The 23,849-nt window shown below is 60.6% G+C and carries 26 protein-coding genes; 12 read left to right on the top strand and 14 right to left on the bottom strand.

Annotated elements, in window-relative coordinates; translation table 11 throughout:
• The first annotated feature begins 8 nt into the window (after window positions 1–8).
• Window positions 9–1,283 (top strand): DUF3422 family protein, encoded by a 1,275-nt coding sequence (locus M0412_RS09565; RefSeq protein ID WP_080817722.1) that lies wholly within the window; start codon window positions 9–11, stop codon window positions 1,281–1,283.
• Window positions 1,284–1,462: 179 nt separating this feature from the next.
• On the opposite strand, the gene M0412_RS09560 is transcribed toward M0412_RS09565, so the two are convergent.
• A complete protein-coding gene (locus M0412_RS09560; RefSeq protein WP_142839148.1) occupies window positions 1,463–2,362 on the bottom strand; it encodes a LysR family transcriptional regulator in 900 nt (299 codons plus the stop codon).
• A gap of 110 nt (window positions 2,363–2,472) precedes the next feature.
• On the opposite strand from M0412_RS09560, the gene M0412_RS09555 reads away from it, so the two are divergent.
• From M0412_RS09555 to glcF, 3 genes are all read left to right on the top strand, one after another.
• On the top strand, window positions 2,473–3,906 hold the full coding sequence (locus M0412_RS09555; RefSeq protein WP_142839149.1) for an FAD-linked oxidase C-terminal domain-containing protein: 1,434 nt from the start codon (window positions 2,473–2,475) through the stop codon (window positions 3,904–3,906).
• 238 nt (window positions 3,907–4,144) lie between these two features.
• Window positions 4,145–5,359 (top strand): FAD-binding protein, encoded by a 1,215-nt coding sequence (locus M0412_RS09550; RefSeq protein WP_142839151.1) that lies wholly within the window; start codon window positions 4,145–4,147, stop codon window positions 5,357–5,359.
• 3 nt (window positions 5,360–5,362) lie between these two features.
• Entirely contained in the window at window positions 5,363–6,664 is a 1,302-nt protein-coding gene (gene glcF / locus M0412_RS09545; protein WP_142839152.1) for a glycolate oxidase subunit GlcF, read from the top strand.
• 206 nt (window positions 6,665–6,870) lie between these two features.
• On the opposite strand, the gene M0412_RS09540 is transcribed toward glcF, so the two are convergent.
• Window positions 6,871–7,530 (bottom strand): outer membrane beta-barrel protein, encoded by a 660-nt coding sequence (locus M0412_RS09540; protein ID WP_142839153.1) that lies wholly within the window; start codon window positions 7,528–7,530, stop codon window positions 6,871–6,873.
• Window positions 7,531–7,804: 274 nt separating this feature from the next.
• Window positions 7,805–8,581 (bottom strand): L,D-transpeptidase, encoded by a 777-nt coding sequence (locus tag M0412_RS09535; RefSeq protein WP_142839154.1) that lies wholly within the window; start codon window positions 8,579–8,581, stop codon window positions 7,805–7,807.
• A gap of 238 nt (window positions 8,582–8,819) precedes the next feature.
• On the opposite strand from M0412_RS09535, the gene M0412_RS09530 reads away from it, so the two are divergent.
• Window positions 8,820–9,449 carry a DNA-3-methyladenine glycosylase I gene (locus tag M0412_RS09530; protein ID WP_142839155.1) on the top strand — a complete coding sequence of 210 codons (630 nt, stop codon included), beginning with the start codon at window positions 8,820–8,822 and terminating at the stop codon, window positions 9,447–9,449.
• Entirely contained in the window at window positions 9,446–9,889 is a 444-nt protein-coding gene (locus M0412_RS09525; RefSeq protein WP_142839156.1) for a hypothetical protein, read from the top strand. The genes M0412_RS09530 and M0412_RS09525 overlap by 4 nt, the downstream gene beginning before the upstream one ends.
• A gap of 10 nt (window positions 9,890–9,899) precedes the next feature.
• Here the strand turns inward: M0412_RS09525 and M0412_RS09520 are convergent, their stop codons facing one another.
• Window positions 9,900–10,943, bottom strand: coding sequence for a YeiH family protein (locus tag M0412_RS09520; RefSeq protein WP_269698599.1), 1,044 nt, complete (start codon window positions 10,941–10,943; stop codon window positions 9,900–9,902).
• A gap of 81 nt (window positions 10,944–11,024) precedes the next feature.
• On the opposite strand from M0412_RS09520, the gene M0412_RS09515 reads away from it, so the two are divergent.
• On the top strand, window positions 11,025–11,942 hold the full coding sequence (locus M0412_RS09515; protein WP_142839158.1) for a LysR substrate-binding domain-containing protein: 918 nt from the start codon (window positions 11,025–11,027) through the stop codon (window positions 11,940–11,942).
• A gap of 133 nt (window positions 11,943–12,075) precedes the next feature.
• On the opposite strand, the gene M0412_RS09510 is transcribed toward M0412_RS09515, so the two are convergent.
• Genes M0412_RS09510 through M0412_RS09490 form a run of 5 tightly spaced genes read right to left on the bottom strand, consistent with a single transcriptional unit; the run spans window position 12,076 to window position 14,212 of the window.
• Window positions 12,076–12,450, bottom strand: a complete 375-nt coding sequence (locus tag M0412_RS09510) for a DUF305 domain-containing protein (protein WP_142839159.1) — start codon at window positions 12,448–12,450, stop codon at window positions 12,076–12,078.
• Between the two features lie 58 nt (window positions 12,451–12,508).
• A complete protein-coding gene (locus tag M0412_RS09505; protein WP_237681340.1) occupies window positions 12,509–12,913 on the bottom strand; it encodes a hypothetical protein in 405 nt (134 codons plus the stop codon).
• Window positions 12,914–12,954: 41 nt separating this feature from the next.
• Complete coding sequence (locus tag M0412_RS09500) at window positions 12,955–13,719, bottom strand: hypothetical protein (RefSeq protein WP_142839160.1); 765 nt, start codon at window positions 13,717–13,719, stop codon at window positions 12,955–12,957.
• 6 nt (window positions 13,720–13,725) lie between these two features.
• Window positions 13,726–13,995, bottom strand: a complete 270-nt coding sequence (locus M0412_RS09495) for a type II toxin-antitoxin system RelE/ParE family toxin (RefSeq protein WP_142839161.1) — start codon at window positions 13,993–13,995, stop codon at window positions 13,726–13,728.
• Window positions 13,979–14,212 (bottom strand): DUF6290 family protein, encoded by a 234-nt coding sequence (locus tag M0412_RS09490; protein ID WP_142839162.1) that lies wholly within the window; start codon window positions 14,210–14,212, stop codon window positions 13,979–13,981. Before M0412_RS09490 ends, M0412_RS09495 begins: the two co-directional genes overlap by 17 nt.
• Window positions 14,213–14,368: 156 nt before the next feature.
• On the opposite strand from M0412_RS09490, the gene hisS reads away from it, so the two are divergent.
• The 3 genes from hisS to hisG are packed head-to-tail and all read left to right on the top strand — an operon-like array spanning window position 14,369 to window position 17,766.
• On the top strand, window positions 14,369–15,940 hold the full coding sequence (gene hisS, locus M0412_RS09485) for a histidine--tRNA ligase (protein WP_269698598.1): 1,572 nt from the start codon (window positions 14,369–14,371) through the stop codon (window positions 15,938–15,940).
• A 9-nt stretch (window positions 15,941–15,949) separates the two neighbouring features.
• A complete protein-coding gene (locus tag M0412_RS09480) occupies window positions 15,950–17,077 on the top strand; it encodes an ATP phosphoribosyltransferase regulatory subunit (protein ID WP_269698597.1) in 1,128 nt (375 codons plus the stop codon).
• Window positions 17,074–17,766, top strand: coding sequence for an ATP phosphoribosyltransferase (gene hisG, locus M0412_RS09475; protein WP_142839165.1), 693 nt, complete (start codon window positions 17,074–17,076; stop codon window positions 17,764–17,766). The genes M0412_RS09480 and hisG overlap by 4 nt, the downstream gene beginning before the upstream one ends.
• A gap of 64 nt (window positions 17,767–17,830) precedes the next feature.
• Here hisG and M0412_RS09470 read toward each other — a convergent pair whose 3' ends face one another.
• From M0412_RS09470 to M0412_RS09450, 5 genes are all read right to left on the bottom strand, one after another.
• Window positions 17,831–18,277, bottom strand: coding sequence for a DoxX family protein (locus tag M0412_RS09470; RefSeq protein WP_142839166.1), 447 nt, complete (start codon window positions 18,275–18,277; stop codon window positions 17,831–17,833).
• A gap of 155 nt (window positions 18,278–18,432) precedes the next feature.
• The gene (locus M0412_RS09465) at window positions 18,433–18,867 is read right to left on the bottom strand and encodes a hypothetical protein (protein ID WP_142839167.1); all 435 of its coding nucleotides are present in this window, start codon (window positions 18,865–18,867) and stop codon (window positions 18,433–18,435) included.
• Window positions 18,868–19,483: 616 nt separating this feature from the next.
• The gene (groL, locus tag M0412_RS09460; RefSeq protein WP_269698596.1) at window positions 19,484–21,118 is read right to left on the bottom strand and encodes a chaperonin GroEL; all 1,635 of its coding nucleotides are present in this window, start codon (window positions 21,116–21,118) and stop codon (window positions 19,484–19,486) included.
• Between the two features lie 73 nt (window positions 21,119–21,191).
• Window positions 21,192–21,488: a co-chaperone GroES gene (groES, locus tag M0412_RS09455; protein WP_003522946.1), complete on the bottom strand. Its 297-nt coding sequence runs from the start codon at window positions 21,486–21,488 to the stop codon at window positions 21,192–21,194.
• A 251-nt stretch (window positions 21,489–21,739) separates the two neighbouring features.
• Window positions 21,740–21,868, bottom strand: coding sequence for a hypothetical protein (locus tag M0412_RS09450; RefSeq protein WP_269698595.1), 129 nt, complete (start codon window positions 21,866–21,868; stop codon window positions 21,740–21,742).
• Between M0412_RS09450 and M0412_RS09445 the strand changes: the two genes are divergently transcribed.
• Together M0412_RS09445 and M0412_RS09440 are read left to right on the top strand one after the other, a co-directional pair.
• Window positions 21,860–22,708, top strand: a complete 849-nt coding sequence (locus M0412_RS09445; RefSeq protein WP_269698594.1) for a TIGR01459 family HAD-type hydrolase — start codon at window positions 21,860–21,862, stop codon at window positions 22,706–22,708. The genes M0412_RS09450 and M0412_RS09445 overlap by 9 nt on opposite strands.
• Window positions 22,709–22,751: 43 nt before the next feature.
• Window positions 22,752–23,732 (top strand): bifunctional riboflavin kinase/FAD synthetase, encoded by a 981-nt coding sequence (locus M0412_RS09440; protein WP_142839169.1) that lies wholly within the window; start codon window positions 22,752–22,754, stop codon window positions 23,730–23,732.
• The last annotated feature ends 117 nt before the right edge of the window (window positions 23,733–23,849 follow it).

The raw sequence follows: 23,849 nt of genomic DNA, 5'->3' as shown, positions 1-23,849 counted from the left end.
AAATCGCAATGGCCAAGGGTAGATTTGCTTTCGCAAGCGCGCCGGAAAGATCGCTGGCGCTCGGGGAGGTTCATGCGCGGCCGACGGTGCTTCTCGCACCCTCGCGCATCATCGTCCAGCTCGCCTTCATGATGGATGGCGGTTCGGCCGTGCATCACTCGGTCATCGCGGAAATGTCGCGCAGCCGCGGTGTTGCGCCGCCGGAACGCGATGCCCGCCACCATGCCATGCCCTGGGGGCAGGGGACCTTGCGCTGGGAGCGGCATACCGAATTTTCGACCTGGTTCTGGGATGGCCCCGCGCCGGAAAAATTCGGCGGCGAGATTGCCGGCGATCCCTTCGGCGACGGCTTTTCGCCGCCCGGCTCGCTGATCTCGGGCGTGCGGCTTGAAATCCGTCCGGAAAACGGCGTGGCGTCTCAGGCAGAGACGATCTTCGAGCCGACCAGCCTCTGTCACAGCGACGTGCGCGACGGTCAGGCGGCGATCCTCACCGATTTCCGGCAGGATCGCGACGGGCTGACGCAGATATTGGTGATCGACCGGGGCCTCACCGATTACAGCCGTGGCGCGCTGGTGCAGCGGCTTCTCGATATCGAGACCTATCGCACCCTTGCCATGCTCGGCTTGCCGATGGCGCAGACGCTTTCGCCCGAAATCCGCCGCATCGAGGATGGCCTGACCGGTATCACCCAGCGCATGAAAAACGGCGCGCGCGACGAGGCGGACGCGCTGCTGGCGGAAATGACCCGGCTTGCGGCGGAACTGGAAGCCAATGCCGCGCTCAGCCTCTATCGTTTCGGCGCCAGCCGCGCCTATGACGGCATCGTGCGCGAACGCATCCGGGCGCTTGCGGAAACCCCGGTGCAGGGCCACGAGACCATGGGCAGCTTTCTGGAACGGCGCATGGCGCCGGCCATGCGCACGTGCCAGTCGGTGGAGGAGCGGCAGGCCAATCTGTCGCGCAAGCTCTATCGCGCTACGGCGCTCGTCCGAAGCTGGATCGATGTGGAACTGGAACGGCAGAATACGGTGTTGCTGAACACCATGAACAAGCGCGCCGCTATGCAGCTTCGCCTGCAGCAGACGGTCGAAGGCCTCTCGGTCGCCGCCATTTCCTATTATGTCGTCGGCCTCATCGGTTATCTCACCAAGGCGATCAGCCATGATGTGCTGCCGCTCGACCCCGCCGTGGTCACCGGCATCTCCGTTCCCTTCGCGGTCCTCGGCGTCTGGTGGGTGGTGCGCCGCATCCGCCGCTCCCATGCCGAGGGCGGGCACTGAGGGCCAAGTTTCCCTCATTCCTGTTCCCGGGAACGAGCCCGAGAATGTCACAGGAATCCAGCCGACGCGCGTCCGCGCGGCGGGAAGGACTCCTTTCAGCCCGAGGACTTGGGCTGGCTGGATCCCTGTGACAGGCACAGGGATGAGGGAGGATAGGTGGTGCCGACGCGACGCCTGCCTCAACCCTGCTCCCAATAGGGTGAAGGCCCATAGAGCCCGGCCAGATAGTCGATGAACAGTCGAACCTTCGCAGGCAGGAACTGCCGGCTCGGATAAACCGCCGAGAGAGTGACGTTTCGCGACCCTTCATAGCCAGGGAGAACCTGTACCAGTTTGCCGGCGCGCAATTCATGGCCGATATCCCAGGTGGAACGCAGTGCAATGCCAAGTCCTGAAATCACCGCCTCGCGGATCACCTCGCTGGAATTGGTGACCAGCATGCCTTCCGGGCGAATACTGAGCGCGCCGCCCGGTCCTTCCAGTCGCCATACATCATTATTATGTGCCGGCAGGCAGCGGTGCTTCTTCAGATCCTCGATTGTTGCAGGCATGCCGTGCGCGGCCACATAATTCGCCGAGGCGCAGAGCACCCGGCGCACCGGCGCCAGCCTGCGGGCCACGAGGCTGGAGGAATTCAGATCGGCGATACGGATGGCCAGATCGTAACCACCCTCGATGATGTCGATGAATTCGTCGCTCAGCACTAGATTGACCGAAAGATCAGGATGCCGCTCCATGAAACCCTTCAGATGCGGCGCGATATGCATGCGCCCGAAGGAGGTCGGCGCGGAAACCTTCAGCGTGCCGTTGACCGTATTGGCGCGGCCGGACACGAAATCCTCGGCCTCCTCCAGCCCTTCCAGCACGGCCAGTACACGCTCATAAAAACCCTGCCCCGCTTCGGTCAGCGAGATTTGCCGCGTGGTGCGCTGAAAAAGCCGCGCCCCGAGCTTTTCTTCCAGCCGCTTGATGCGCTTGGAAATGACGGCGGGCGAATAACCAAGCTCCCTTGCGGCCAGCGACATGCTGCCGGAAGCGGCAACGCTTGCGAAGACTTCCAGATCGCCGAGATTCGTCATAGTTGCCCTCGATTGTTTCCAGAATGGAAAAAATCCATAACATTTGATTGCGCCGTTTCAAAGTGGTAAAGAAAGAATACCAGTTGGGAAAATGGCAGGGAGGAGGCGCGGTGACGCAGCCGATCAAGTTTCTGGAGCCGCGCGCGAAAGTCGTCGCCGGCCGCGACCGCATCATAGCGGACCTCAAGGATATTCTGCCGGCGGACTGTCTTGTGCACGAACCGCGCGAACTTGTGCCTTTTGAAACCGACGCCTTCGTCTCCTATCGCCGCCTGCCGCTGGCCGTGGCGTTGCCGAAAACGACGGAGGAGGTGGCGGCGGTGATGAAGTATTGTCACCGCTACGGCATTCCGGTCGTTCCGCGTGGGGCCGGCACCTCGCTCTCCGGCGGCGCGATCCCGCAGGAAGATGCGGTGGTGATCGGCCTTTCGAAGATGGCCTCGATCCTCGAACTGGATTTTTATAACCGTACGGCGCGGGTGCAGGCGGGCGTCACCAATCTTTCCATTTCCGATGCGGCCGGCGCGGAAGGTTTCTTCTATGCGCCGGACCCCAGCTCGCAGCTTGCCTGCACCATCGGCGGCAATATCGGCATGAATTCCGGCGGCGCGCATTGTCTGAAATACGGTGTCACCACCAATAATCTGCTCGGCGTGAAAATGGTGCTGGTGGATGGCACGGTGCTGGAACTGGGCGGCAAGCACCTCGATGCTGCCGGCTACGATCTGCTCGCCCTTGTCTGCGGCTCGGAAGGCCAGCTCGGTATCGTGACGGAAGCGACAGTGCGGCTGATCGCCAGGCCGGCAGGCGCGCGACCGGTGCTGTTCGGCTTCGAGACGTCGGAGGAGGCCGGCTCCTGCGTGGCCGATATTATCGGCGCGGGTATCATCCCGGTCGCCATCGAATTCATGGACAAGCCGGCCATCGAAATCTGCGAGGCCTTCGCCAAAGCGGGTTATCCGCTGGATGTCGGCGCGCTACTGATCGTCGAGGTCGAAGGCTCCGAGGCGGAAATGGACGCCATGCTGGCCGACATCGTGGCGATTGCCCGAAAACATGGCGTGAAGACCGTGAAGGAGTGCCAGTCGGCCATGGAGGCGGCGGCGATCTGGAAAGGCCGCAAATCCGCCTTCGGCGCAACCGGCCGCATCGCGGATTATATCTGCATGGATGGCACCGTGCCGCTCTCCCAGCTTTCTTATGTGCTGAAGAAGACGAGCGAAATCACCGACCGGCTCGGCCTGCGCGTCGCCAATGTCTTCCATGCCGGCGATGGCAACATGCATCCGCTCATCCTGTTCAACGCCAACGATCCGGAGGATGCGGCCCGCGCGGAAGAGGCAGGCAATGAAATATTGAAGCTCTGCGTCGATGCCGGCGGCTGTTTGACCGGCGAACATGGTGTGGGCATCGAAAAACGGGATTTGATGCGCCACCAGTATGGTGAGGCCGATCTTGCCCAGCAGATGGCGGTGCGGGCGGCTTTCGATGAGGGCTGGCTGATGAACCCTTCCAAGGTGTTTCCGCTGGAGGGGAGGGGATGATGGGTGTGAATTTTGTGACGATGGTGGGTGTGGCTTACCCCCCTCTGCCCTCCCGGGCATCTCCCCCTCAAGGGGGGAGATTGGCGAGACGCACCGGCGTCGCTCCATCTCGACCGAAGAAAAACGCGGGACCTTGCCGCGAGTCGATCTCCCCCCTTGAGGGGGAGATGCCCGGCAGGGCAGAGGGGGGTATCCCTCGCGCAAACGTCGCTATCCCATGCCCGGAGCCCGCGACCCCATGCTGACCCCCTACGCAGAAACTCAGGTCGCCGACATCATCCGCGATCACGCCGCGCGTAAAAGCGCGCTGAAAATCATCGGCGGCAACACCCGCTCCGGTTTCGGCAATGCTGTCGCAGCAGATGAAGCACTCTCTTCCCGCGCGATGAACGGCATCGTCTCCTACCTGCCCGCCGAAATGGTCATGACCGTCAAGGCCGGCACCCCGCTCGCCATCGTCGAAGCGGCTCTCGCGGAAAACCGCCAGATGATGGCCTTCGAGCCGATGGATCACCGCCCGATCATGGGCACCGAAGGTGAACCGACCATCGGCGGCGTCTTCGCCGCCAATGTTTCCGGCCCCCGCCGTTATGTAGCCGGTGCGGCCCGCGACAGCCTGCTCGGTATCCGTTTCGTCAACGGCAGCGGGGATGTGATCAAGGCCGGCGGCCGGGTGATGAAGAATGTCACCGGGCTCGATCTGTCGAAATTCCTCGCCGGATCGTTCGGCACGCTCGGTTTCCTCACCGAAGTCACCTTCCGTGTCCTGCCGAAACCGCCTGCGGAAAAAACCGTGGTCGTTTCCGGTCTCGACGATGAAGCGGCGACGCGCATCATGGCGGCGGCAATGGCGATGAGTGTCGAGGTTTCGGGCGCGGCGCATCTGCCGGAAAGCGTTCGTTCCCGTTTCATCGATGGCGGATTGCCGGACGGACCGGCGACCATCCTGCGGCTGGAAGGGCTCTCCGCCTCGGTGGAGGCGCGCACGGCCAAACTCCTCTCCGTCATGGACCGGGTCGGGCCGTGGGTGCTGCTGGAGGGCGAGGAGAGCGGGCTTTTGTGGCGTCAGGTGCGGGATGTCGCGCCATATGTGGGACAGGCAGCGAAGCCCTTGTGGAAAGTATCGGTCGCGCCTTCCGTGGGTCATCAGCTTGTCGCGGCGCTGCGCATGGAAGCGGGCATCGACGCCTTTTACGACTGGCAGGGCGGCCTTGTCTGGATGCAGATGGAGGCGGACCCCGAGGCGAATTTGCTGCGCGGCGCGATCCGGGCGCTCGGCGGCGGCCACGCAACTTTGGTGAGGGCGAGCGATGCGGTGCGCGCCACGGTCGCTGCCTTCGAACCGCGCCCGGCGGCGGAAGCCATCTTGTCGTCGCGTATCAGGGAGAAGCTCGATCCGGCGGGCATCTTCAATCCCGGCAAGATGGCCGTGACGATCGAAAGGGCGGTCTGAACCATGCAAACATCCTTCACGCCCGAACAGCTGGCTGATCCGCATGTGGCGGAATCCGAAAAAATCCTGCGCAAATGTGTGCATTGCGGTTTCTGCACGGCCACCTGTCCCACCTATGTCACGCTCGGCAACGAGCTGGACAGCCCGCGCGGCCGCATCTACCTCATCAAGGACATGCTGGAAAACAGCCGCCCGGCCGACCGCGAGGTCGTCACCCATATCGACCGCTGTCTTTCCTGCCTTGCCTGCACCACCACCTGTCCCTCCGGCGTGGATTACATGCATCTGGTCGATCATGCCCGCGCCCATATCGAACAGACATACAAGCGCCCCTTCATGGATAGGCTGATCCGCAATCTTCTGGTTGCCGTCCTGCCTCATCCAGCCCGTTTCCGGCTGGCCCTGCATCTGGCCCGGCTGGCGCGGCCTTTCTCCGGCCTGCTTGCCAAAGTTCCGGCGCTGAAGCCGCTGCAATCCATGCTCGCTCTCGCTCCCGCCGCCGTGCCCGCGGCCTCCGCGTCAACCCGTCCGGGAGAGCGGCCGGCCGAAGGCGAGAAGCGCGGGCGCGTTGCGATCCTCACCGGCTGCGCCCAGCCGGTGCTCGATCCCGGCATCAACGAGGCGACGTTGCGCCTGCTGGCACGGCTCGGCATCGAGGTCGTGGTGCCGAAAGGGGAGGGCTGTTGCGGTTCGCTGGTGCATCATATGGGCCGGGAGGAAGAGGCGCTCGCCTCGGCAAGGCGCAATGTCGATGTCTGGACGCGTGAGATGGAGAGCGGCGGTCTCGACGCCATCATTATCACCGCTTCCGGCTGCGGCACCACCATCAAGGATTACGGCCACATGCTGCGGCTCGATCCGGCCTATGCCGAAAAAGCCGCGCGGGTCTCGGCCTTGGCGAAGGACATCACCGAATATCTCGCCACGCTCGATCTGCCGCAAGGGCAAAATCAGGGTCTCACGGTCGCTTATCATTCCGCCTGCTCCATGCAGCACGGCCAGAAGATCACGCTCGCCCCGAAACAGCTGCTGAAGGCGGCTGGTTTTACCGTTCGCGATCCGGCGGAAGGGCACCTCTGCTGTGGCTCGGCCGGAACCTACAATATCCTGCAGCCGGAAATTTCCGCCAAGCTCAAGGCGCGCAAGGTGAAGAATATCGAGGCCACGCGCGCGGATGTCATCGCCACCGGCAATATCGGCTGCATCACGCAGATCGGAACCGGTACTGATGTGCCGATCCTGCACACGGTTGAGCTGCTGGACTGGGCCTATGGCGGGCCGAAGCCGGCGAGGCTTTCGGTTTAGATCGTGGTGCGCTCATAGGGCAGTGATCCAGAGCGCCATAACGTGTGCCGCAAAGATTGGATCGTGAGTTTTCTTTGTTCTCCCTCATCCCTGTGCTCGTCACAGGGATCCAGCCAGCCCAAGTCCTTGGGCTGAAAAGGCTTTCCCGCCGCGCAGACGCGCGTCGGCTGGATTCCTGTGACAAGCACAGGAATGAGGGAAGGGAGCTAGAACTTATACGCCACGCCGAAATTCACCGCATTGGTGATGATATCGGTCTTCAGCGACGCGCCATTGTCGATATCGACGTCGATAAAGGAATAGGTGCCCTTATATTCCACGAAGGTCGACCAGTTGTCGGTGATGCGGTAGCTGAGGCCGGCCTGCGCCTGCAGGGTGGCGCCGCCAAACTGGTATTCGAAGGTTTTGCCCGACGGACGGTTCACTTCCACATGCGGCACGTTGATGCCGACGCCAGCGCCCACATAAGGGGTGATCGGCAGGGATTCCAGCGGAAAGCGATAGAGCGCGTTGAGCGTCAAAAGGTTCAGGCCGTCGGTGAATTCGAAATGCGACCAGCCGGAGCGGGCAAGCGTCTGGTCGTCGGCATAAACCTTGTCATGGGTGAAATCGAGCGAGATACCGAAGTTGTTAAGCCGGCCCTCTTCAAACCAGTAGGTGCCGCGCACGCCCCAATAGGGCGGGCTGGAAAACGACTTGCCTTCCCATCCGGCCCGGAAATCCGGTCCGTCGGAAACCGTCACATCGCTGTGCGGGGCGCTTTGCCAGCCGCCATAACCGGAAATTTCGAATTCGCCTGCGAGTGCGGCAGAGAAGGAAACGCCGCTGAGGAGCAGGGCGCAGACAAAAGAAGTGTGGCGCGGCATGGAGAGAATCCAGATTGATATCAGAAATCCACCAAACCGTTTTTTGATAACATTTGAATGACAGAAACGAAAAACGGGCGGTCAGCTGACCACCCGTTTTAAGGCCGTTCCATCATCCCCTGAGAGAGGTCCGGCGCCTGGCGTCCCCCGCCAAGTCTCGTCGAATGCTTCGTTCGATTGAATTGTGCCGGATTGTACCGCGCAAAGGCGGCAATTCAAGCGGATAGGCGGCCACGCCGGCCATGGAGCGACCGGAATGGCACAACCGTTGCCGTCATATCACAATGACCCGCGTTCCGACGTTTACGCGCTCATAAAGATCGGTGACATCCTCATTGCGCATGCGGATGCAGCCGGACGAATTGTTACTGCCGATCGTCCAGGGCTGGTTGGTGCCGTGAATGCGGTAAAGCGTGGAGCCGAGATACATGGCACGTGCGCCCATCGGATTGGCCGGGCCGCCTTCCATGAAGGCCGGCAGGTAATGTCCCTTGGCCGCCTCGCGGGTGATCATTTCCTTCGGCGGGGTCCAGCTCGGCCATTCTGCCTTGCGGGTCACCTTGTGGGTTCCGGCCCATTCGAAGCCGGGCTTGCCGACGCCTACGCCATAACGCCGCGCCTTGCCGTCGGCTAGCACGAGATAGAGGAAGCGGTTCGGCGTATCGATGACGATGGTGCCGGGTTTTTCATTGGTCTGGTAGGCGACGATCTGCGGCAGGAACTGCGGCGCGATCTGCGTGCGCACCGGTGCGTTGGGTCGCACGGCGGCATTCTGCACCCGCGCCGGGCGCTGCGATGTGACGCCGGAGCTGGGGCGCTGGGGCATGGCGACCTGGCGCTGCTGGAAGAATGGCTGGCGTGCGGCAGGTGCGCGTGGATAAACCACCGGTCGCACATTGCCGCGGCCACCCAGCTGCGTGACCCATGGTGCGGAAAGGTCCGGGCTGACGACGATCGGCGGGCGCTCGCGGTAACGCTCATTGGCCATGGCCGCCGGCACGGCGAGGGTGGAAACGAGGCTCAGTGCCAGAAAAACGGACTTCATCGTCATCGGGTGGACTCTCTCTGCGGTATGCCGCAACAATGGAAATGGCGGGGAATATTGTCCCGCATTGCCGGACACGTTCGCACCTCGACCCCAGCGAATCGTAAATGGCTGTTCATTAAAAAGCCCTTGATTAGGGAAAGCTGGATTTAAGGTTAGCGCCCGGTTTTAAAACATGGTGAATGAGTGGTAAGTGCGCAGCTTCCAACGGTCACGGGCGGGAGCGGAAAAGGGTTGTTGCGGAATGAGCGAAGCGGGACTTGAAACCGGTGCGGATGGCCGCGTGCGGTGTTTCTGGCAGCAGGGGCTGGAGGATTACAGCCGGTATCACGATGAGGAATGGGGTTATCCCGTCACTGACGATCGCCGGCTGTTCGAGAAAATCTGTCTGGAAGGTTTCCAGTCCGGGCTTTCCTGGCTGACGGTTCTGCGCAAACGCGAAGCTTTCCGGCTTGCCTTCGCCAATTTCGAATTCGAAACAGTGGCGGAGTTCGGCGATGCCGATATCGAGCGCTGCGTTGCGGACAAGGCCATCATCCGCCATCGCGGCAAGATCGTTTCGACCATCAACAATGCACGCCGCGCTCTGGAACTGCGGGACGAATTCGGCTCGCTTGCCCGATATTTCTGGGGTTTCGAACCCGCCGCCGCAGAAAGGCCGCAAAGGCTGGACTATGCGACTTTAAGGGCCAACCCCACCAGTGCCGCCTCCATCCGCCTTTCCAGGGATTTGAAGAAGCGGGGCTGGAGTTTCGTCGGCCCGACGACCGTCTATGCATTCATGCAGGCCATGGGTATGGTCAACGACCATATCGAAGGCTGCCATTGCCGCCAGCCGATCGAGGCCCTGCGGCGGGAGTTCATACGTCCATGAAGGCAACGTCCCTTCTTCTGGCTTTCACCATGACTGTGGCCGCCGTGCCGCATCCGTCATTCGCGGAAAGCCGCAATGTCGATGGCATCTGGCTGGATGATGGCGAAAGGCTGAAGGAAGTGGCCATGCCGCCGTCCGGACCACTGACGCTGGATGGCTGGACCCGGCGCGGGCGTGGTGATGTCTACCGCCTGAAGGTGAAGGCCGGGCAGACGGTGAAGATCGAGCTCGCCGCCTCCAGTGAATTCGTCCTGATGGCGGTCTTCGATTTTTCGACGCCGGATGAGGATGCGATCTTCTTCAGCGATTCCGGCGGCAAGATCGCCACGCTGACGCCGAAGGCGGATACCGAATGGTTGATCCGCCCGACACTCATTCTGGGATCGCCGCGCCGTGGCCTCGGCGCGCATTACACGTTGACGGTCAGCACCGGGACATAACGGCGCGCCCTCAGGCCGCCTGTGTCAGCACGATCAGGCCGAAACTGAGAACACCCAGCAGCACCAGCGACAGGCTGGCGGCGAGAATGACCTTGCCACCGGCATGGCGAAGGCTGCGAATATCGACCGAAAGACCCAGCGCCGCCATCGACATGATGGTGAGGATGTTGGAGAGCGAGGCGACGGGGGAAAGCAGAACTTCGGGGATGAGGCCGAAGGAACGGGCCATGATCATCAGCACAAAGCCGATGATGAACCACGGAACCATCTGCTGCAATTTCAGGCGTCCCTTGCCGGACTGGCCATGGATGACGGAAAGCGTGGCGATGACGGGCCCCAGCATCAGCACGCGGATGAGCTTGACGATGGTGCCGGTTTGTACGGCCACGGCTCCAAGCGGCGCGGTGGCGGCCAGAACCTGCGGCACGGCATAAACAGTTAGACCAGCGAAGATGCCATATTGGGTGGCATCGAGGCCGAGGAGCTGCGGCAGGAACGGCATCAAAAGCACGGCGGCGACGCCGAGAACCGCAGTGAAGGCAATCGATGCGGCGACATCTTCCGGCTTCGCACCAATGGCGGGCGCGGCGGCGGCGATGGCGGAATTGCCGCAGATGGAATTACCGCAGGCGATCAGCGTTGCGAGCTTGGGCGGCAGGCCAAGCATTCGCCCGGCGACATAGCTGACGATCAGCGACAGCGCGACGATCAGCGCGATGCCGCCGATCAGCAGCCCGCCGGCACCCTTGAGGATGGCAAGGCTGAGGGACGCACCGAGAAGCGCCACGGCGATTTCGAGCAGGGTCTTGGCACTGAATTTGATGCCGGCAGAAGCGACCGCCGGCAGTGACACCAGCGACCGCAGAAGCGTGCCGATCAGAATTGCCAGCACCAGATCGCCAAGCCATGCATGGCCGGCCAGCCGCACCTGAAAACGCTCGGCCAGAATGGCGGCGCAGCTGACGGCGGCGCAGAGCAGGATGCCCGGCAGAAGCGGGGTGAGCCAACGAAGGGAAAACTGGAAAGGATGGGTGAGGGTGCGATGCTGTGCCATGGCCAGACAATGCCGTAGCCGCCTGTTTTATTCTATCAAATAATATGGCATATATTATTCGATAAAATCGAATGAAAAGCCATGACCTTCGAACAACTCCGCATCTTCATCGCCGTCGCCGAACGGGAACATCTGACGAGGGCCGCAGAAGCCATCGGCCTGACAGCTTCCGCCGTCAGTTCCGCCATCAAGAATCTCGAGGCGTTTTATAATGTCGAGCTGTTTCATCGCGTTGGCCGCAACATCGAACTGACCGAAAGCGGCCGGGTGTTTCTGGGCGAAGCAAAGGCGACGCTGGCCCGCGTGCGCAATGCCGAATTGATTCTCTCGGAAATGGGCGGCCTGACGCGCGGCGAAATCACCGTCTGCGCCAGCCAGACCATTGCAAGCTACTGGCTGCCGCCGATCCTGATGCAATTCAAGAAGCTCTATCCTGGCGTGACCGTCCGGCTCGATATCGGCAATACCAAGACTGTCACGCAGGCGGTGCTGGATGGTCTGGCGGAGGTCGGTTTCATCGAAGGCAGGATCGACGAGCCGGCATTGATGGTGCAGCCCGTCGTGTCGGACAAGCTGCTGGTCGTCACCGGTTCGGCCCACCCCTTCGCCGATGGCCGTTATCTCACGTCACTCGATATGCTCTATGGAACCTCATGGGTGTTGCGTGAGCAGGGCTCCGGCACCCGCTCCGCCTTTGAGGCGGCGGTGCGGCAGATGGGCGTCGATCCCGGCGAGCTTTCCGTCATGCTGGAACTGCCGTCCAACGAGGCGGTGGTGATGGCGGCGCGCTCCGGCGGGGCCGCGACGGCAGTTTCCGCCTCGGTCGCGTCACTGTTTTTGCGGCAGGGTTTGCTGGTCCGTTCGGGCATCGATCTGCCCGCCCGCAACTTTGCCCTTTTGCGCCACAAGGAACGCCACACCAGCCGGGCGGCCATGGAGCTGGAGCGCCTCAGCCGGGCGGCATCGGAGGACTACAAGGCCGGTCTTGCGGGGTTGTAATGGAGTGTCGCAGCCGGGCAGGGCGGCGTTCACAGGTTGTCGTTGGATAGGAAGGCTGCCACTTATTTCTCCTCCCCGCCGGGGAGAAGAAAAAGCGGAGCGCCGCAGCCGGCGCTCCGTTCGGTTGCAGCAATCACTTGCCCTTGGATTTCAGCCAGGCCTTCATCATGGCGATTTCGCCTTCCTGCGCCTTGATGACCTCTTCTGCCAGCTTGCGGATTTCCGGGTCCTTGCCATATTCGAGCTGGACCTTGGCCATATCGATTGCGCCCTGATGATGCGGGATCATGCCGCGCACGAAATCGACATCGGCATCGCCGCTGTAATCGATGGCCATATCGCCATGCATCTTCTTGCTGGCTTCCATGAAAGCCTTGGTGGAATCGGTTTCGCTTGCGGCAGCCTTGGACATGGTGTGGCCGGCATGGCCGCCCGCTTCCTGTGCGAAAACGGGCATGGCGAAGACGACCGCGAAAGCGGCAGCGAGGGAGATGGTCTTGATAGACATGGATTATCCTTCCTGTGTCTGACGGATTTTTCGATGGATTGACTGGAAAAATCTGGTGTCAGGCGCGGGGAGGCGGCAGCGGCGGCGCGAAAGCCTTGCCATTAAAGAGAATGCCACGCTGCGGCTTGGGATACGCGAAGGTCATCCGGCCAGCATCGGCAAAGATCGTTTGCGGAACCACGATCAGGCAGGCAGCACAGGATCCGGGATGCGCAGCGTCATCGCCATGTGGGCAGCAATCGCCCATGCCGGATTTATGGGCTTTGGATATGTCCTGCCCATGGGTCTCGGCATTGATGTCCTGATTTCCGGCATGGTTTGAATGGCCATTGTCACGGCTCATCGCGGGTTGCGACGAAACGGCCATGCCGGCGCCCACCGGCATGCTCATCGCCATCTGCGCCGGCATTGCACCGTAAAGCAGGCAGGCAAGAAACATCAAAGTGCGGATCATCAGGCGCATGGGGCCAATTTACCGCGAAAATTGTGGAATAAGCATGACGGTCAGGTGAGTTCACGCGCGATGACGTGATGCATGATGCGGTAATCCCTGCTTTCCTCGCCGAAGGGGGCAAGCGGCCATTCCCACGCGGCAGCGGGTGAGGGAACATCGATGCCATGCAGCAAATCCTCGTGCTGCTGTAGGCTGCCATCCCTGCCGATGACATCGAAGGATGTGTCCGTTACCAGGCAGGCCTTGCAGGGAAGCCCGGCCAGCGCATCGAGATGCGTCTGAATGAGTTTCGCCAGCAAATCATCCGGCGCATTCGTGATCTTCTCCCGCTCCAGCCGGTGGTGCGCGCCGGTGCCGATCTGCGACAGGAGATTGGCTGAAACGACGAGATCGAGATAGGGCACCCGTCGCAGGAAATCGAGCGGTTCCGGCTGTCGGCCGGCGAGAACATCGTCAAAACCGGAAAGATCGCGGTTGGCGATGCGGACGTTCTTTTTGGCATTGAGGCGCAGTTTTGCCTGCACGCTGGCGAGATGCACCAGATCAACCAGAACGACGGTATCGAACATCGCCACCAGCGCGCCATAGGGCACATCGCGCAGCAGGCCCGATCCCAGCACCACTGCCGTCCGCTTTTGCCGCAGCTTTCGGGCGGATTGCAGCACGAATTGCCGGCTGTTGTCCTCATGCTCCGCCCATGCCTTGGCGCAGCGGTTGGCGCGTGCCCACAGGTTGACGGAATAGCGGATATGCGGCCGGAATTCTTTCGGCGTAACCGCGCGGGTGGCGGCATATTGCAGGGCTTCGAGGATCATGGATGCCTAACGGTAGATTTCACGGCGATGACCGATTTCGACCACCAGCACGACGAGCTTGTGATCTTGTATATCGCAGATGATGCGATAATCGCCTACCCGGTAACGCCAATAATTGCCGAGTTCGGAGCCTTGCAGGGCGGTGCCTGTCCTGCGAGGATTTTCATCTTGGACCACTCGATCTGCGAGAAACGAAACGATGCGGTTCGCATCTTGCTTGGACAGCTTTGCAAGCTGCTTGACGGCGCGGTGCTGAAACTCAATTTTCCAGGTCAAGATTGCGCATCACTTCTTCCAGAGTATAGGTGCGCTCATTGTTTGCAATCTGCCGCCGCGTCGCCTCTTCGGCGAGATAAAGATCTTCCATATCCTCGATATGCTTCTCGATCGCCTCGCGGATATAATAGGCGGAGGTGCGGCCGGTGCGCTCCGAAAGCGCTTTCAGCCGCTCATAGGTCTCATCCGGCAGGCGAATAGCCGTCTGTTTGCTCATTGCTCGCGTCCTTTCCGACCAAAATGGGATACATGCATCCCATATAGCATCGCTTGCCCTGCGCTGCCAGTAAAACCAAAGCCTTTGCGGCTTGCCGCACCGGGCTTCATCCTCTAATACACCGGCATAATTTCAGGAAAATATCGGATCGGCATCATGAGCGAAAAAGCAAAAAAGCCTCAGAAACTGAAAGCCCGCCTGCCGCGTGGCTTCGTGGACCGCTCGGCTGCCGATATCCATGCCACCAATGAGATGATCGAGAAGATCCGCAGGGTATACGAGCTTTACGGGTTCGATCCGATCGAAACGCCGCAGTTCGAATATACCGATGCGCTCGGCAAGTTCCTGCCGGACAGCGACCGTCCGAATGAAGGCGTTTTTTCGCTGCAGGATGATGACGACCAGTGGATGAGCCTGCGCTACGATCTGACCGCGCCGCTAGCCCGTCATGTCGCGGAAAACTTCAACGAAATCCAGCTGCCATACCGCACCTATCGCGCCGGTTACGTCTTCCGCAATGAAAAGCCCGGCCCCGGTCGCTTCCGGCAGTTCATGCAGTTCGATGCCGATACGGTGGGCGCCGCCGGCGTGCAGGCGGATGCCGAAATGTGCATGATGATGTCCGATACGCTGGAAGCACTGGGCATTGCGCGGGGTGACTATGTCATTCGCGTCAATAACCGCAAGGTGCTCGATGGCGTCATGGAAGCCATCGGTCTCGGTGGCGAAGACAATGCCGGCCGCCGCCTCAACGTGCTGCGCGCCATAGACAAGCTCGACAAGTTCGGCCCTGAGGGTGTGAAGCTGCTACTCGGCCCCGGCCGCAAGGACGAGTCCGGCGATTTTACCAAGGGTGCAGGTCTTGGCGACGAACAGATCGAAAAAGTGCTGTTTTTCGTCGGCATCAAGGATTACGCGGCAAACGCCGACGATCTGGCGAAACTCGTGGCGGGCACCTCGAAAGGCGAGGAAGGCGTTGATGAGCTGAACGTCATTGGCGCCTTGGTCACCAGTGCCGGTTACGATGCGACGCGCATCAAGATCGACCCCTCCGTCGTGCGTGGTCTCGAATATTACACCGGCCCGGTCTATGAGGCCGAACTGACCTTCGATGTCACCAATGAAAAGGGCGAAAAGGTCGTGTTCGGCTCGGTCGGCGGTGGCGGCCGTTATGATGGCCTCGTTTCGCGCTTCATGGGCCAGCCTGTACCGGCCACGGGCTTCTCCATCGGCGTCTCGCGCCTGATGACGGCGCTGAAGAACCTCGGCAAGCTCGGTCAGGTCAAGCCGCTTGCACCGGTTCTCATCACCGTCATGGATGGCGATGTGGAAAGCATGGGCCGTTACCAGCGCTTCACCCAGGCGCTACGCGCCGAGGGCATTCGCGCCGAAATGTACCAGGGCAACTGGAAGAAATTCGGCAACCAGCTGAAATATGCCGATCGCCTCGGCTCCCCCATCGCCATCATCCAGGGCGGTGACGAGCGTGCCGAAGGTGTGGTCCAGATCAAGGATCTGATCGAAGGCAAGCGTCTGTCCGGCGAAATCGAGGACAATGCCAGCTGGCGCGAGGCGCGTGTGGCGCAGGTCAGCGTACCGGAAGCTGAAGTGGTGGCGAAGGTCCGCGAGATTCTTGAGTATCAGGCAGAGGACGTTCGCCGCGCCGCCGGAAATTTCGAACGCCCCTACGATCCCACGCAAAGCGGCGATCGTGATGATAATATCTGAGGGTTGACGATGCCCCTGATCGACATGCCGGAATTTTCCGGAGAGCTACTGGAAGAATTCGCCGCGCGCCGCACGAGCCGTGTGAACACGCCCGTGATCCAGCCCGCCGAACCGTTTCTGGATATGGCCGGCGAGGATCTGCGCCGCCGTATCTTCATGACGGAGAGCGAAACGGGTGAGAGCCTTTGCCTGCGCCCCGAATTCACCATTCCGGTCTGCCTGCGCCATATCGAGACGGCGACCGGTACGCCGAAGCGTTACTCCTATCTCGGTGAAGTCTTCCGCCAGCGTCGTGAGGGCGCCAACGAATTTTATCAGGCCGGTATCGAGGATCTCGGCGATACCGATATCGCCGCCGCCGATGCCCGTGCCGTAATCGATGCGACAGGCATTCTGCAGCGCCTTCTGCCGGGCCGCTCGCTCGCCGTCACGCTGGGCGACCAGCAGGTATTCGAGGCGGTGGTTGCTGCCCTCGGTCTGCCGCTCGGCTGGCAAAAGCGGCTGGTGCAGGCCTTTGGCGATATGGCGCAGCTGGACGCGCTGCTGGAAAGCCTCGTGCATCCCAAACCCATGACGGGGCTCGACGCCCGTGTCGCCGGCCTGCTGGCGACGGGTGACGAGACTGTGCTGGTCGATTATCTCGATACGGTGATGCAGGAGACGGGTTATTCCACCAATGCCAGCCGCTCGCCGCAGGAAATCGCCCGCCGTCTGCGGGAGAAACTGGCGCTCGCGGCCACGCGCCTGCCAGATGAGAGTTTCGAGCTGCTAAAACAGTTCCTGGCCCTTCAGGCACCCTTGCCGCAGGCCTCGAAGGTCCTTGGCGATTTTGCCGCAAAGGCGAAGCTGAAGCTCGACGGCGCGCTCTCCGCTTTCGACAAACGTGTTGCGGCGCTTGCCAATGCCGGCGTTGATCTCGAAACCGTCACCTATGGCGCGGCCTTCGGTCGTCCACTCGATTATTACACCGGTCTTGTCTTCGAGGTGGTGGAAGCGGGCGGCGATAGCGTGCTGGCCGGTGGTGGCCGTTTCGACCGGTTGCTGACCCTGCTGGGCGCGCAGGAAAAAATCCCGGCCGTGGGCTTTTCGCTCTGGCTGGATCGCATCGAAGCGGTGCGCGGGAGCGATAAGCCATGATCACCATCGCATTACCCTCCAAGGGCCGGATGAAAGAAGATGCCTCTGCCGTTCTGGAACGCGCCGGGCTAAAAGTCGCGCCTGTCGGCAATGACCGCTCCTATCGCGGCCGCATCGAAGGACGCGATGATATCGAGATCGCCTATCTGTCGGCCTCGGAAATCGCCCGCGAAATCGGCGCCGGCACGGTGGATTTCGGTGTCACGGGTGAGGACCTTGTGCGCGAGGGGCTGACCAACGCCGATGCGCAGGTGGAATTCTGTGCCCGCCTCGGTTTCGGCCATGCCGACGTCGTGGTCGCGGTGCCGGAAATCTGGCTGGATGTGGACAGCATGGCCGATCTTGGCGACGTGGCGTCTGAGTTCCGCGCCCGGCATGGCCGGAGACTGGCGATCGCCACCAAATACTGGCGGCTGACGCAGCAGTTCTTTTCGCGCCAGCATGGCATCCAGCTTTACCGCATCGTCGAAAGTCTCGGCGCCACCGAAGGCGCCCCGGCCGCAGGCCAGGCGGATATCATTGTCGATATCACCTCCACCGGCTCGACGCTCAAGGCCAACCATCTGAAAATCCTCTCGGACGGCATCATTGTCCGCTCGGAAGCCTGTTTCGTGCGCGCCCGCAAACCGGAGCATGAGAATGATGCGGCGGTTCACGAGATTGCCTCGCGCATAAAAGCGGCGCTCTGAGATTGAAAACAAAAAAAGCCGCCGGATCGCTCCGGCGGCTTTTTTGTTGGTTGTTTTATTCGGCTCAGGCGTGGGCCAAAGCCGCGCCGCGCTTGGCGTCGACGGAATAGGCGCCCGGGCCGAAGGCGGCGAGCAGAATGTAAGCGCCGGCAAGGGTGATGTTCTTCATCAGCATGATGCCGTTCAGTGCATTGATCCAGCCGAGAGCCGGGTCCGGCCAGCCGGGAACGGCAACGGTGCCGCTGTGGAAAACCAGGCCGGTGAAGACGCAGAAGGCGGCAAGCGCCCAGGCGGCAATCTTGGTCTGGAAGCCGGCGAGGATGGCAAGGCCAGCCAGGAGTTCGAAGAGACCTGCGAGATAGGCTAGTATTGCGGCGGCGGGCAGGCCTGCACCGGCAATCATGCCGGCGGTGCTGGAGGCATCGGTAAGCTTGCCGAAGCCGGAATAGATGAAAATGAAGGAAAGCAGAATGCGGGCGATGAGAACGAGAACGTTCTGGCTGCTGGTCATGGATATCTCCGGTAGATGATCGGCGTTTCGCCGGTTAGCTGCAAGGCAATGTCTGGAAATATCAATGGCCGAAATTCATCCGCCCATAAAGATGAACAATAGAAGACAAATTGTCTTCATTTTGTGAACGAAGCACAGTCGTGTGATGTTACTGTTTAGGCGGCGAAGCGAATATCTTCGAAACGGGGAAACAGGAACAGCCCGGAAATCCGGCCCTGCTGACCCTCTTCGAAACCGGAGGATTCGCCCATGCAGATGACCGGCTGCCGCATTGTGGGCAGGATGGAGACGCCGGTCGAAAAACAGAAACGCGAGGCTGCGGTGGAAGCCTGCTCGAAAAGCTCCAGCACACGGGCATGGTCGCCGCGATCATAACAGCGGATCAGACTGAGCAGACCACATTCGCCCGGCGGCAGGCCGTGCATGAAAGACGCGTGTTCACCAAGCCGGAGGACGCCGCTCGAAAGATCACTGTTCCATTCTTCTGAAATGAAGAAATGCGACAGGGTTCGCGGATCGGGCATGGTCGCCGCGGCCATAGGCAGAGCATCGTTGCGTCTTGATATTTCGAACAAATCGCGCCCCCGCATGAACATCGTGCCGGCGCCGCTGTTTCCAAGCTTCGCCGCCAGGTCGAATTTTCACCGCCATCCGCAGTCGGACGTTTTGCCAGGCATTGAAACCCCTTCAATGCTTGCATCCAGTCGCGGCACCCTTATGGGGGGTGACTTATAGTTTATTTTCTTCCACCTACAACAACCGCTTAGTGAGAAAATCAAAAATATTATGTATTCCTTCATCGTAATCGCGAAATATATGAAAAAAGACAACTAATCGTCGCACTTATAGGCTTTTTGAAGCGGAAACTCCGCCTGTCAGTGATGGTGATTCGCCTTTCTTGATGTCCGATTATTGCATGGGCCATGGAAAATAATTCGGCTAAATTAGCCGCTGTCTCAAAAAGAGACAATATTTTGAGCCAGTGCCGGACATCCCGCGCGAGAAGATATTGTACCATCCCGCATGACAGTCCTTCCTATGAAATTTTAAGGGAAGAGAGTGATCCGAAGGCCGGGACTGATTGGAAGTCCATGCCGCCCGTCCGGTGCGCTTGCGACGCCGGACTTTTTAAAAAAAAAGGCATGGGCGGCAACGAAAAAGGGCGATCCGAAGACCGCCCTTTCTTAATTTCAGTGACAGGACTGATTAGAAGTCCATGCCGCCCATGCCGCCGCCCGGCATTGCCGGCATCGCAGCTTCCTTCTTCGGAAGTTCGGCGATCATGGCTTCGGTGGTGATCAGCAGGGAAGCAACCGAAGCTGCGTTCTGCAGAGCCGTGCGAACAACCTTGACCGGGTCGACGATGCCGAGCTGGATCAGGTCGCCATATTCGCCGGTCTGGGCGTTGTAGCCGTAGTTGTCTTCGTTCTTGTCAAGGATCTTGCCAACAACGATGGAAGCTTCGTCACCGGCGTTTTCTGCGATCTGGCGAACCAGAGCCTGCAGAGCCTTGCGCACGATGTTGATGCCGGCTTCCTGGTCGTCGTTCTCGCCCTTGGCGGAGATCTTCGTGGAAGAACGCAGCAGGGCAACGCCGCCGCCCGGTACGATGCCTTCCTGAACGGCAGCGCGCGTCGCGTTGAGAGCGTCGTCGATGCGGTCCTTCTTTTCCTTCACTTCGACTTCCGTCGAACCGCCAACGCGGATAACGGCAACGCCGCCAGCGAGCTTGGCAAGACGTTCCTGCAGCTTCTCGCGGTCGTAGTCGGAGGTGGTTTCTTCGATCTGGGCCTTGATCTGGGCAACACGACCTTCGATGTCGGACTTCTGGCCGGCGCCGTCAACGATCGTGGTGTTTTCCTTAGAGATCGAAACCTTCTTCGACTTGCCGAGCATGTCGAGGGTAACGTTTTCGAGCTTGATGCCGAGGTCTTCGGAAATGACGGTACCACCGGTCAGGATGGCGATGTCTTCCAGCATGGCCTTGCGGCGGTCGCCGAAGCCCGGAGCCTTGACGGCAGCGATCTTGAGGCCGCCACGCAGCTTGTTGACGACGAGCGTTGCAAGAGCTTCGCCTTCGACGTCTTCAGCGATGATGACGAGCGGCTTGCCGGTCTGAACGACAGCTTCGAGAACCGGCAGCATGGCCTGAAGGTTCGAGAGCTTCTTTTCGTGCAGGAGGATGTAGGCGTCTTCGAGGTCCGCAACCATCTTTTCCGGGTTGGTCACGAAGTAGGGCGACAGGTAGCCGCGGTCGAACTGCATGCCTTCGACGACTTCGAGTTCGGTTTCAGCGGTCTTGGCTTCTTCGACGGTGATGACGCCTTCGTTGCCAACCTTCTGCATTGCTTCAGCAATGTCGAGACCGATCTGACGCTCGCCGTTTGCAGAGATCGTGCCGACCTGTGCAACTTCTTCCGAGGTGTTGATCTTCTTGGCCTTGGCCTGAAGGTCCTTGACGACTTCCGAGACGGCGAGATCGATGCCGCGCTTCAGGTCCATCGGGTTCATGCCGGCAGCAACTGCCTTTGCACCTTCGCGAACGATGGCCTGGGCCAGAACCGTTGCGGTGGTGGTGCCGTCACCGGCGATGTCGTTGGTCTTGGAGGCAACTTCGCGAACGAGCTGTGCGCCCATGTTCTCGAACTTGTCTTCCAGTTCGATTTCCTTGGCGACGGAAACGCCGTCCTTGGTGATGCGCGGAGCGCCGAAGGACTTGTCGATAACGACGTTACGACCCTTCGGGCCGAGGGTTACCTTCACTGCATCAGCAAGAACGTCGACGCCCTTGAGCATCTTTTCGCGCGCTGTGCGGCCGAATTTTACTTCTTTGGCTGCCATGTTCAAAACTCCTGGTTTCGAATGGCCGGAACGGGTCCGGCTTGAAATTTAAGGAAGGACGGGTTCGGCCAGATCAGCCGATGATGCCCATGATGTCGGCTTCCTTCATGATCAGAAGGTCTTCGCCGTTGAGCTTGACTTCGGTGCCCGACCACTTGCCGAACAGAACGCGGTCGCCAGCCTTGACGTCGAGAGCGACGACCTTGCCGGACTCATCGCGTGCGCCGGAACCGACGGCGACGATTTCGCCTTCCTGCGGCTTTTCCTTGGCGGTATCGGGAATGATGATGCCGCCCTTGGTCTTGGCTTCGGATTCAACGCGACGAACGACGACGCGATCGTGAAGCGGGCGGAAATTGGTGCTTGTCATTGCCTAATCCCTCGATCAAATGACTTCACGAACCTTCAGAGGCTCGCGTGATGGGTGTTAGCACTCTTCTTGTTTGAGTGCCAGCGAAGCCGAGATAAGGAGGCCTTCTGCCTGAGTCAAGAACGGCCTGTCGGAAAAATTTCATGGCTTATGGTTATCAGCGTTCCATGACAGAAATTTCCCAGGCGCTGACCGGCGGGTGAAAACCAACCCTTTTGGCAACGCCTCATTGTTTCGGGCCTAGCTGGGTTTTATGTCCGCACGGTGGCGGGTGGATTGCAGGCAGGCTCGACACCGCTTTTTTCCTTGCCATCGGCGTCCTGCTTTGCCATGTCACGCACACCCTTTTCTCGCATCCGGAAAGCATTCTCATGGCCCATCGTATTCTCACCCTCGGCGAAATCACTGATGGGTTCGACGTTATTCTCTCGGATGTATGGGGCGTGCTGCACAATGGCGTCAACGCCTTTCCCGATGCGTCGGTTGCGCTGCATGAAGCGCGCAAGGCCGGAAAGACGGTGGTGCTCATCACCAATTCCCCGCGCCCGGCTCCCGGCGTTATCGCCCAGCTGCGCGTGCTCGGCGTGCCTGACGAGGCCTATGACCGCATCATCACCTCAGGCGACGTCACCCGCGGGCTGATTGCGGAAGGCCCGAAAAAAGTCTTCCTGCTTGGCCCGGAGCGGGACATGCCCTTGCTGGAAGGCCTCGATGTCGAACGGGTGGGTGAGGCGGAGGCGCAATCCGTTGTCTGCACCGGTTTCTTCGATGACGAGACGGAAACGCCCGAGGATTATACCGAAATGCTGAAGGGCTTCATCGCCCGTAAAGCTCCGATGATCTGCGCCAATCCCGATCTGGTGGTAGAGCGCGGCGAGCGCATCATTCCCTGCGCCGGCGCCATGGCCGCCTATTATGAACAGCTCGGCGGCGAAGTCCGCATTGCCGGCAAGCCGCACACGCCGATCTATGAAGCCTGCCTTGCGGCGGCCAGGGAAGTTCGCGGCACCTTCGCCAAGGATCGCGTGCTCGCTATCGGTGACGGCATGCCGACAGATGTGAAGGGCGCGATTGCGAGCGGTCTCAACCTTCTTTATATCAGCGGCGGAATTCACGCCGCCGAATATACGCTGAACGGCCAGACGGACGAGGCGCTGCTGAATGCCTATCTCAAGGGGCAGGGCGCCGCTCCAGGCTGGTGGATGCCCCGCCTTGCCTGAGAAACATCTGGCCTAAGCTGGCGAAAACAATGGATCGAATGCCATGACCGTCTTTCATCGCAATGAAAAAAAGGAGCCGCTGCCGGACAATCTTCGCGGCGGCGTCATCGCGATCGGCAATTTCGACGGCGTGCATCGCGGCCACCGCGCCGTGCTGGACCGGGCACTGGAACTTGCAGAAGCCCGTGGCGTGCCCGCGCTGGTTTTGACCTTTGAGCCACACCCCCGTTCCGTGTTCCGCCCTGATGTGCCGGTCTTCCGCCTTACGCCCGCGCCTTTGAAGGCGCGCATTCTCGAGGCCATCGGCTTCCGCTCCGTCATCGAATACCCCTTCGACCGGGAATTTTCGCAGCGTTCGGCGGAAGAATTCGTTCAATCCATTCTGGTCGACTGGCTGGGCGCCAGCGCCGTCGTCACCGGTTTCGATTTCCATTTCGGCAAGGGCCGCGAAGGTGGTCCGGCATTTCTGATGGCTGCCGGCAAGCGCCACGATTTCGACGTGACGCTGGTGGACGCCTTCCGCGACGAAGGTGCCGATGTCGTCTCCTCCAGCCGTATCCGCTCGCTTCTGTGCGAGGGCGATGTGGCGGGCGCTGCCGGGCTGCTCGGCTATCGTTTCACCGTGGAAAGTGAAGTCATCGACGGCAAGAAGCTCGGCCGCACGCTGGGTTACCCCACCGCCAACATGGCGCTGGCACCGGAGACGGAACTGAAGGCGGGCATCTATGCCGTGCGGTTTCGCCGTCCCGATGGTTCGATCCGTGATGGCGTCGCAAGCTTCGGTTACCGCCCGACCGTCACGGAAAACGGCGCAGCCCTGCTTGAAACATTCGTCTTCGATTTTTCGGGAGATCTCTACGGCGAAGTCTGTTCGGTATCCTTCTTCGGCCATCTGCGCGACGAGCTGAAATTTGATGGCCTCGAACCGCTGGTGGCGCAGATCAGGCGCGATGAGGAAGAGGCAAGGGCGATGCTGTCGGGCGTGCGGCCGCTGAGCGAACTGGACGCCAAGATCGCCTTTTGAGCTGAAAGGGTCGACGGACCCTTAATTCCGGCCCCGGTTGCTGTCGCTTTTCTCTTCCTTTTTACTGGAAAACCGCATAAACAATCCGCCATGTCCCAATACCGGTTGATGTTTAAA

The organism is Agrobacterium sp. O3.4 (assembly GCF_041414895.1).
Lineage (GTDB): Bacteria > Pseudomonadota > Alphaproteobacteria > Rhizobiales > Rhizobiaceae > Agrobacterium > Agrobacterium cucumeris.
This window is presented reverse-complemented; position numbering and strand designations above follow the sequence as displayed.